This window comes from Flavobacterium sp. (assembly GCF_035760125.1).
Taxonomy (GTDB): Bacteria; Bacteroidota; Bacteroidia; order Flavobacteriales; family Flavobacteriaceae; genus Flavobacterium.
Map to the genome: position 1 here is coordinate 1 of NZ_DASTTN010000482.1, position 8,765 is coordinate 8,765.

An 8,765-nucleotide genomic window follows, 5' to 3' on the forward strand; every position below is an offset into this window, starting at 1 on the left:
ATTACCTACATGGAATTATGCTTTCGCAAACAAATATCAATCAAGCTGAAAAATATTTCAAAAAAGCAATCGAACTCGGTCTATCAATGGACATGGATTTAGCAGTTGCCAAATTAAACTTAGCAGGTGTTGCAATGACCCGCAGAAGAAAACTTGAGGCTACTACTTTATTGAACGAAGCTAAAAAACTAGACAAGCAAAACATGCTCAAGGATCAGATCTCGATGATGAAAGAGCAAATGAAAAAAATATAAATATCCAGTTTAAATCACTCACAACTATCACATTACAAAAAGTCATCTTAGTTTTAGGATGACTTTTTATACATTATAAGTATTATATCGGATTAATCTGTTATTCAACGTTATTTTTATATTATTAAATACAAAGAATATATTTTTGCAAATTGTTTTTATACCTAAATGATTTATGCAAAGATTTATACTTACACTAATTTTATCTTTATCCTTAACATCTTCCTATTCCCAAGACACAATTACATACCTGTCTGATGCCATAAAAGAAAACATAAATCCTTATAAAAAAGCAAGCAATAACGCTTACGAAAAAAGAAACATTGAGGAAGGCAAAAATCTTTTTGATTCTTTAGTAAAAAACAAACTCGTCGGAACAAAGTTTGATGATTTCAGTTTGAAAGTTTATAAAGAAAAAAACGTAAAAATAAACAGAATCTCAAAACCTATTTTCATCATCACATATGCTTCATGGTGCGTAATCCCAAAAGGCGAAATTCCTGCTTTGAATATATTAGCTAAAGAACATCGCGATGACATGCAAATTATTGTAGTGTTTTGGGATAAAAAAAGCGATTTAAAAAATATTGCTTACAAATTTAGCGATAATATTAAAGTATGTTACGCCAATGAATACTATTCGAAAGATTCCCATATTGTAGCAACCATCAAACATACTTTAGGTTTTCCAACTTCAATTTTTATTGACGAAAATAAAAACGTTGTAAATATCAAACATTTTGAGAGTAAAGCAAAAATAAAAACTCCGATTAAAGAAGCTATCATTACCTGTTACAATTACTTCAGTAAAGACATTAATGAAAATCTAATGAAAGCTTTAACCAGTAAAAAAAGCTTCACCACTAATTAATTCTTTTTTACTTCGCTTTGAATAAAAAAGCAACATTGTTTTAATTACAGCTCTTCACCATTATCATATTGACCTAGAATAATTTTAGGCAAATTTGTATTTAACCATTTACATTTCATTAAAATCATTATGTGAGTACCACCTTTAACGACAATACAATTAGAAATCTTTTTAATTGGAAAAACGTCGTCGGCATCTCCATGAATATGTATTACCTGTTGATCAACAACCGTTCTATCCCACAAAATGACCTGCTCAATAGCCCAATCCAAGTATCGTTTATCTCTTACCGAAAGAAATTTTTCATATAATTTAAGTCTTTCATTTACTTTTTTACCAAAAGAAAATTTAGCTAAGCTTTCAATATTTTGAACTAAACTTATTGGAATTAATTTATAAGCTTTCGTGCTTTTTGCAATCATCATTCTTTTAGGAAACTCCAAATTGCTTTTTACACTGGAAATAATTATAACTTTATGTACTGCAATAAAACAGGACATTTCCTGAACCAAAATGCCTCCAAAAGAAACTCCTATCAAAACTGGGTTCTCATGTTTAATCTTTCCCGCCATACGTTTGGCATAATCTTGTAAAGATTCTTTTTCCAATGGAATTTCCCATTCTAAAAAAAACATATCAAATTCTGACTCTGGAAGTTTAATTCTTTCAAAAATAGCAACACTAGCCGCCAAACCTGGCATAAAATAAACTGGAATTTTATTCATACTATTTTAACATTAATCGATATGAGTATTTACCATACCACTTTTTAAAATTAATTATTTTATTCCCATTTACAGACTACTTGAACATATATTTCAAATTTAAAACAAGGACCAAAAAACGTTACATATCCACTAATACAAGCTTTTTAAAACTCCGTTTCATAAGTTAATCCAAAAAAACACTTGTATCTGATTATCAAATGATTACCTTTGCGCTTTATACCACAAGCATAATACCTCGAAATTATTTTTGCACAAAGCAAAAAAGTATAATTTAAAAGACAAAACTTACTTAAAACATAATTTTAACACTTTATAAATTACTTAAACAACAAAAACTTACTCATTATTTGCACCAATAAAACCAAAAAATGGAAACTATAATAAAATTAGAGATTAAAGACAATGCTTTTGCCCGACAATTTGAAACAAAAGTAGAAACTGGAATAGTTTCTGTTGAATATTCTTTTCAGGAGAAAAAAATATTTTTAACCAAGATTAATACCCCTGAAGGTTACAATGACGAAGAGTTTATTTCTAATTTCCTAAAGAACATCATGGAAACTGCTATTGAAAAAAAATTAAAAGTAGTGCCCATTCTTCCTAAAATTGTCACTTTCTTTAAAAAAAATCCAATTTACAAAGAATTGCTTCCACCAGGAATACGCATATAAAAAGATTCATTTAAAACGAAAAAAGCAGGAGAAATTAAACTCCTGCTTTTTTTGTTTTGAAAAGAAATTTCAAATTTATTTTTCAATTTCTTTCATGCTATCCATTTTCTTGTGAGCCAAGAAACCAGTTATATCTTCAAAATGCTCTACAACACGTTTATTACCAAATTCGAAAACTTTTGTAGCCAATCCGTCAAGGAAATCACGATCGTGAGAAACCAAAATTAAAGTCCCGTCAAAATCACGCAAAGCATCCTTGATAATATCTTTGGTTTTCATGTCCAAGTGATTTGAAGGCTCATCCAGAATCAATAAATTTACTGGCTCCAATAATAATTTAATCATTGCCAAACGTGTTTTTTCTCCTCCAGATAGCACTTTAACTTTCTTAGTAATATCATCTCCATGAAACATGAAAGCTCCAAGAATATTTTTTATTTGCGTTCTTACATCACCAACAGCAATATCATCTATAGTTTCAAAAATAGTTGCATTTTCATCCAATAATGCCGCTTGATTTTGAGCAAAATATCCAATTTGAGAATTATGTCCAATTTCAACAGAACCGCTATCAACTCCAAATTCCTTCATTATAGCTTTGATCATTGTTGATTTTCCTTCTCCATTTTTTCCTACAAAAGCTACTTTTTGCCCTCTCTCTATAACAATATTAGCATCTTTGAAAACCACATGATCTCCATAGGATTTAGACATATCTTTTACAATAACAGGATATTGTCCAGAACGGGCAGCTGGAGGAAATTTCAATCGCAATGCAGATGTATCCACTTCATCAACCTGTACAATAACTAACTTTTCCAACATTTTTACTCTAGACTGAACTGCATCAGTTTTAGAAAATGTCCCTTTAAAACGATCAATAAAAGCCCTATTATCAGCAATCATTTTTTGTTGCTCATCATAGGCTTTTTGCTGATGTATACGACGATCTTTTCTTAACTCCAAATAATGCGTATACTTGGCTTTGTAATCATAAATACGCCCCATTGTAACTTCAATAGTACGATTCGTAATGTTATCTACAAAAGCTCTATCGTGCGAAATTACCACAACCGCTTTAGCTGAATTAATCAAGAAATCTTCTAGCCATTGAATACTTTCGATATCCATGTGATTAGTAGGCTCATCCAGTAAAATTAAATCGGGTTTTTGCAAAAGTATTTTAGCCAATTCAATTCGCATTCTCCAACCTCCTGAAAACTCGGAAGTTTGACGGGTAAAATCTTCACGAACAAAACCAAGACCAATTAGAATTTTCTCGACTTCAGCTTCATAATTCACCTCTTCAATGGCATAATATTTTTCACTTAAATCAGAAACTCTTTCGATTAATTTCATGTACCCATCACTTTCATAATCGGTACGGATAGTTAATTGCTCATTAATTTCATCAATTTCGGATTTCATATTAAAGATTTCACCAAAAGCTTTTGAAGCCTCTTCCATCACCGTAGCACCATCTGTAGTTAACAAATGCTGTGGCAAATAAGCAACAACAGCTTCTTTTGGCACAGAAACATTTCCAGTGGATGGTTTGCCTTGCCCAGCAATAATCTTTAAAAGTGTTGATTTACCAGCACCATTTTTACCCATAAGGGCAATTTTATCATTTTCATTTATTGCAAAAGAAACATCACTAAAAAGAGTTGTGCCCCCAAATTGAACCGAAATATCGTTAATTGTAATCATTTAGATTTTTAAATTATTAGACTACTTAGATTATTAGATCTCTTAGCAGTTATTTTTTGAAGGTGCAAAGATAGATTAATTAGATAATTAAGCAATTAGAAAATGTGCCAATTAGACAATTCTCCTTTAAGACGAAAAGCTTTTAAACAAAAAAGCTCCACAAAGCATTAAACTTTGTGGAGCAAATATTTCCATTTTCTAATTATCTAATTAGCTCATTGACTAATTAATCTTTTCTCCATTTTTTTGATTCCTCAAAAATATGTTCCAAAATAGCAGCTTCTTTTTCATCAAACTCTACATTTCTACGACTCATTACCAACCTTGCCGTTTCAAAAGCTTTTTTGGTAACATAAGTGGTAAATCCCGCCGCTCCTCCCCAAGAAAAACTTGGCACAAAATTGCGTGGAAAACCGCTTCCAAAAATATTAGCACTCACTCCTACTACAGTCCCCGTATTAAACATGGTATTGATACCACATTTACTGTGATCTCCCATCATCAACCCGCAAAACTGAAGACCTGTTTTGGCAAAACCTTCGGTTTCATAACTCCACATTTTTACTTCTTCGTAATTATTTTTCAGATTAGAATTATTACTGTCTGCACCAATATTACACCATTCTCCTAAGACAGAATCTCCAAGAAACCCATCATGACCTTTATTGGAATAAGCAAAAAGCACTGTGTTTTTTACCTCACCTCCAATTCTTGAATAAGGACCTACAGTTGTTGCTCCATAAACTTTAGCTCCCATTTTTACTTGCGCATTTTCGCATAAAGCAAATGGTCCACGAATGATAGATCCTTCCATTATTTCGGAATCTTTACCTATATATATAGGCCCAGTCGAAGCATTCAAGGTAACGAACTCCAATTTGGCTCCTTCTTCAATAAAAATATTTTCAGGAGCTATTACATTTACACTTTTTGGTATTGGTTGTGATTTTCTATCAGCTGTCAAAAACTCAAAATCTTCACGAATGGCAATATCATTATTGGAAAAAATATCCCAAGTATGTTCAATAGTTATACAATCCTCATTGTATTCAAGAATCTCATAAGTATCAAAATCTACTGATTCCTGCTCGTCATTCGTATAAAAAGCTATAACATCATCCCCTTTGAAAATAGCCTGATTAGGTCCAAGATTACTAACCATTTCCGCCAAAACAGTATTTGGTAAAAAAGAGGCATTAATCATTACATTTTCCTCCAACTCTACCATTGGAAATTTCTCTGATAAATATTCCTCGGTTACTGTTGTCGTGGTAGATCCCAAATGCGCTTCCCACTTTTGGCGAATCGTCATAATACCAACAAGAATATCGGCAACAGGACGTGTAAAAGTAAAGGGCAACAAAGCATTTCGAGCGGGACCGTCAAAAAGTATGTAGTTCATAAATTAAATTGTAAATTGTTAAAATGTGATTTGGTTATCACCGCAAAGTTACAACTATTTTTAAATGTTTATGGGAGTAAGGAATCCCACACGAAAAGAATATGAGAAAATTTCCATAAAAAAAAGCCTCGCAATTTGCGAGGCTTTTTGTGTATTTGAAACCAGTTAAAATTATTTAACGTGTTTAGCGTATTTAGTTTTGAATTTATCAATACGTCCTGCAGTATCGATAAGTTTAGATTTACCTGTGTAAAAAGGGTGAGAAGTTCTAGAAATCTCCATTTTCACAACTGGATATTCAACACCTTCGTGAATGATAGTTTCTTTAGTATCAGCAGTAGATTTAGTGATAAAAACATCTTCGTTTGACATGTCTTTAAAAGCAACTAATCTGTAATTTTCTGGGTGTACACCTTTTTTCATCTTGAATCTTTTTTATTTGTTAATTATAACTTGTCTTGAAGCTTTTCTTCTAACAGAAAAGGTATAAACGCGCTATAACTTTTTGTTTTACAATATTATTTTGAGTTTGCAAATTTACACTTATTTTTCAATATACAAACCTTTGTGTAACTTTTTTTATATGGCCGTAAAAATCATTTTTTACACGCCATTATATTGGGAATTGCTATATTTGTAGATTAATTAAAACAGTCTCTATGGAAAATAATGTATCACCAGCAAAATCTGGTGTTTTGTATGGTGTTTTATTCGGTGTCATAATGGTTTTAGAATTCGTAATTATGTACCTCGTTGGAATGAAATCATTAATTAACACGAGTGTCGGAACAATTGTAAACATCTCTAATTACATGTTATTGCCAATCTTATTTATATATATAGGTTGCACAAATTACAAGAAAAACATCAACAATGGCTTTATAACACTTAGCGAAAGTCTCAAAACAGGAATTTCCATAACTTTTATCGCTGCACTTATATATGCTGTTTTTAATATTATTTTCAATTTCATTTTTCCTGAATTCATAGATGAAATGATAGCTATTACCAAAGAAGGCATGTTGGCAAAAAACCCAAACATGACGAGTGAACAAATTGAAATGGGACTTTCGATGGTAAAAAAATTCATGAATCCTTTTATTGTTTTACCTGTAACATTGGCCATGTATTCTTTCTTTGGCTTAATTTACTCCCTAATTGTAGGGGCAGTATTAAAAAACGAAAAACCGCAAAGCTTCTAATTAATGAATTTATCAATACTCATACCGCTTCTTAACGAAGAGGAATCTCTACAAGAATTGTACACTTGGATTATTTCAATAATGAAATCTAACAACTATAGTTATGAAATCATTTTTTTGGATGACGGGAGTACAGATGAATCTTGGAATATTATATCAGGATTTGCCAATGAAAATCCAAATGTAAAAGGGATTCGATTCATGAAAAACTTTGGAAAATCTCAAGCTTTACATGCTGGTTTTGCAAAAGCAAAAGGCGATGTGATTATCACGATGGATGCCGATTTACAGGACAGTCCTGACGAAATTCCTGGTTTATATGAAATGATTACCAAAGAAAAATACGATTTGGTTTCGGGTTGGAAAAAGAAACGTTACGACTCAGTTGTTGCCAAAAATATCCCTTCGAAACTATTTAACTGGGCCGCCAGAAAAACATCTGGGGTTGAATTGAATGATTTTAACTGCGGATTGAAAGCCTACAAAAATGTAGTGGTAAAAAACATTGAAGTTTCTGGTGAAATGCACCGATATATTCCTGTTTTGGCAAAAAATGCCGGTTTTGGCAAAATTGGCGAAAAAATAGTGCAACACCAAGCAAGAAAATATGGTGAAACCAAATTTGGAATGGAACGTTTCATCAATGGTTTTTTGGATTTAATAACGATTTGGTTTCTTTCCCGATTTGGCAAAAGACCAATGCATTTATTTGGTGCGATTGGTTCCTTTATGTTTATTCTTGGATTTTTATTAGCTGGATATATAGGAGTTTCAAAACTATATCATATGTATATGGGAATGCGCTATAATTTGGTCACCAGCAATCCTTGGTTTTTCATTGCATTGACAACGATGGTTCTGGGAACACAATTGTTTTTGGCAGGATTTCTGGGAGAAATTATTTTGAGAACCAAAAACAATGAAGAACGTTACAAGGTTTCTACTGAAGTAAATTTTTAATTTTTTTTTGATTTATAAAAGCAATTTGCTGAACTATATATAAAATTAAAATAAGTTATAAGAACTGAATTTCTAGCTTTTCGGGTTTAGCCCTGATAGAAGCGGCATCCTTTTTTTGTCTCGTTTTTTTTCTAACGAGACAAAAAAAGATATAGCGGATAGCAGGAAATAGCTCCTAATAAAACCGATATTCTTGCTTTCATAAAATAGATTAACAACTTAAACTAATATAAAATGCACATACCTCAAAACATTTTAGACGCAGTAAACGAATGGTTGACTCCAACATTCGACAATGAAACACATGTGGCCATTAAGGAATTAATGACTACCTCACCAAAAGAACTAGAGGAAAGTTTTTACAAAAATCTAGAGTTTGGAACTGGCGGAATGCGTGGTGTAATGGGAGTTGGAAACAACCGTATTAACAAATATACGCTTGGAAAAAACACTCAAGGACTTTCTAATTATTTACATACTGTTTTTCCTGGACAGGCTTTGAAGGTTGTAATTGCTTATGATTGCCGTCATAACAGTCAATCTTTGGCAAAAGTAGTTGCCGATGTTTTCTCTGCAAATGGAATTCAGGTTTATTTGTTTTCGGACTTGAGACCGACTCCGGAATTGTCTTTTGCGCTTAAACATTTAGGTTGTCAATGTGGTATTGTATTAACTGCATCTCATAATCCTCCAGAATATAATGGCTACAAAGTATATTGGGAAGATGGTGGACAAATAGTTCCTCCACAAGACGGAGCTATCATTGAAGTTATCGAAAATTTAAATTACAACGAAATCAAATTTTCGGCAGATGAAAATTTGATTCAATATATAGACACTGAAATTGACGAAGCTTTTGTGAAATCGTCTGTTGAGAATGCAAGTTTCAATACTCCAAAGGAAGCCAAAGACAACCTGAACATTGTATTTACTTCTTTGCACGGGACTTCAATCATGTCTGTTCCTG

8 protein-coding genes and 2 pseudogenes are annotated in these 8,765 nt (G+C 32.1%); 6 read left to right on the top strand and 4 right to left on the bottom strand.

Features of this window, described 5'->3' with window-relative positions:
* Together VFS71_RS17070 and VFS71_RS17075 are read left to right on the top strand one after the other, a co-directional pair.
* Positions 1–254: pseudogene (locus tag VFS71_RS17070) on the top strand (DUF2892 domain-containing protein); the annotation flags it as partial.
* A 175-nt stretch (positions 255–429) separates the two neighbouring features.
* Complete coding sequence (locus tag VFS71_RS17075) at positions 430–1,125, top strand: thioredoxin family protein (RefSeq protein WP_326402806.1); 696 nt, start codon at positions 430–432, stop codon at positions 1,123–1,125.
* A gap of 44 nt (positions 1,126–1,169) precedes the next feature.
* Here VFS71_RS17075 and VFS71_RS17080 read toward each other — a convergent pair whose 3' ends face one another.
* Positions 1,170–1,850 carry an alpha/beta hydrolase gene (locus VFS71_RS17080; RefSeq protein WP_326402807.1) on the bottom strand — a complete coding sequence of 227 codons (681 nt, stop codon included), beginning with the start codon at positions 1,848–1,850 and terminating at the stop codon, positions 1,170–1,172.
* 371 nt (positions 1,851–2,221) lie between these two features.
* Between VFS71_RS17080 and VFS71_RS17085 the strand changes: the two genes are divergently transcribed.
* Positions 2,222–2,524, top strand: a complete 303-nt coding sequence (locus tag VFS71_RS17085; RefSeq protein ID WP_326402808.1) for a GNAT family N-acetyltransferase — start codon at positions 2,222–2,224, stop codon at positions 2,522–2,524.
* Between the two features lie 75 nt (positions 2,525–2,599).
* Here the strand turns inward: VFS71_RS17085 and VFS71_RS17090 are convergent, their stop codons facing one another.
* From VFS71_RS17090 to VFS71_RS17100, 3 genes are all read right to left on the bottom strand, one after another.
* A complete protein-coding gene (locus tag VFS71_RS17090) occupies positions 2,600–4,234 on the bottom strand; it encodes an ABC-F family ATP-binding cassette domain-containing protein (protein WP_326402810.1) in 1,635 nt (544 codons plus the stop codon).
* A 226-nt stretch (positions 4,235–4,460) separates the two neighbouring features.
* Positions 4,461–5,636, bottom strand: coding sequence for a GlmU family protein (locus VFS71_RS17095; RefSeq protein WP_326402811.1), 1,176 nt, complete (start codon positions 5,634–5,636; stop codon positions 4,461–4,463).
* Between the two features lie 171 nt (positions 5,637–5,807).
* Positions 5,808–6,059: a type B 50S ribosomal protein L31 gene (locus VFS71_RS17100; RefSeq protein ID WP_077375626.1), complete on the bottom strand. Its 252-nt coding sequence runs from the start codon at positions 6,057–6,059 to the stop codon at positions 5,808–5,810.
* A gap of 236 nt (positions 6,060–6,295) precedes the next feature.
* On the opposite strand from VFS71_RS17100, the gene VFS71_RS17105 reads away from it, so the two are divergent.
* From VFS71_RS17105 to VFS71_RS17115, 3 genes and pseudogenes are all read left to right on the top strand, one after another.
* The gene (locus VFS71_RS17105; RefSeq protein ID WP_326402812.1) at positions 6,296–6,838 is read left to right on the top strand and encodes a DUF4199 domain-containing protein; all 543 of its coding nucleotides are present in this window, start codon (positions 6,296–6,298) and stop codon (positions 6,836–6,838) included.
* A 3-nt stretch (positions 6,839–6,841) separates the two neighbouring features.
* Entirely contained in the window at positions 6,842–7,798 is a 957-nt protein-coding gene (locus tag VFS71_RS17110; protein ID WP_326402813.1) for a glycosyltransferase family 2 protein, read from the top strand.
* Positions 7,799–8,032: 234 nt separating this feature from the next.
* A pseudogene (locus tag VFS71_RS17115) lies at positions 8,033–8,765 on the top strand (phospho-sugar mutase); the annotation flags it as partial.

Coding starts and splice junctions, on each gene's coding strand:
- VFS71_RS17095 (WP_326402811.1), bottom strand. CDS start 5,636: ATGAACTACATACTTTTTGACGGTCCCGCTCGAAATGCTTTGTTGCCC.
- VFS71_RS17090 (WP_326402810.1), bottom strand. CDS start 4,234: ATGATTACAATTAACGATATTTCGGTTCAATTTGGGGGCACAACTCTT.
- VFS71_RS17100 (WP_077375626.1), bottom strand. CDS start 6,059: ATGAAAAAAGGTGTACACCCAGAAAATTACAGATTAGTTGCTTTTAAA.
- VFS71_RS17085 (WP_326402808.1), top strand. CDS start 2,222: ATGGAAACTATAATAAAATTAGAGATTAAAGACAATGCTTTTGCCCGA.
- VFS71_RS17105 (WP_326402812.1), top strand. CDS start 6,296: ATGGAAAATAATGTATCACCAGCAAAATCTGGTGTTTTGTATGGTGTT.
- VFS71_RS17110 (WP_326402813.1), top strand. CDS start 6,842: ATGAATTTATCAATACTCATACCGCTTCTTAACGAAGAGGAATCTCTA.
- VFS71_RS17080 (WP_326402807.1), bottom strand. CDS start 1,850: ATGAATAAAATTCCAGTTTATTTTATGCCAGGTTTGGCGGCTAGTGTT.
- VFS71_RS17075 (WP_326402806.1), top strand. CDS start 430: ATGCAAAGATTTATACTTACACTAATTTTATCTTTATCCTTAACATCT.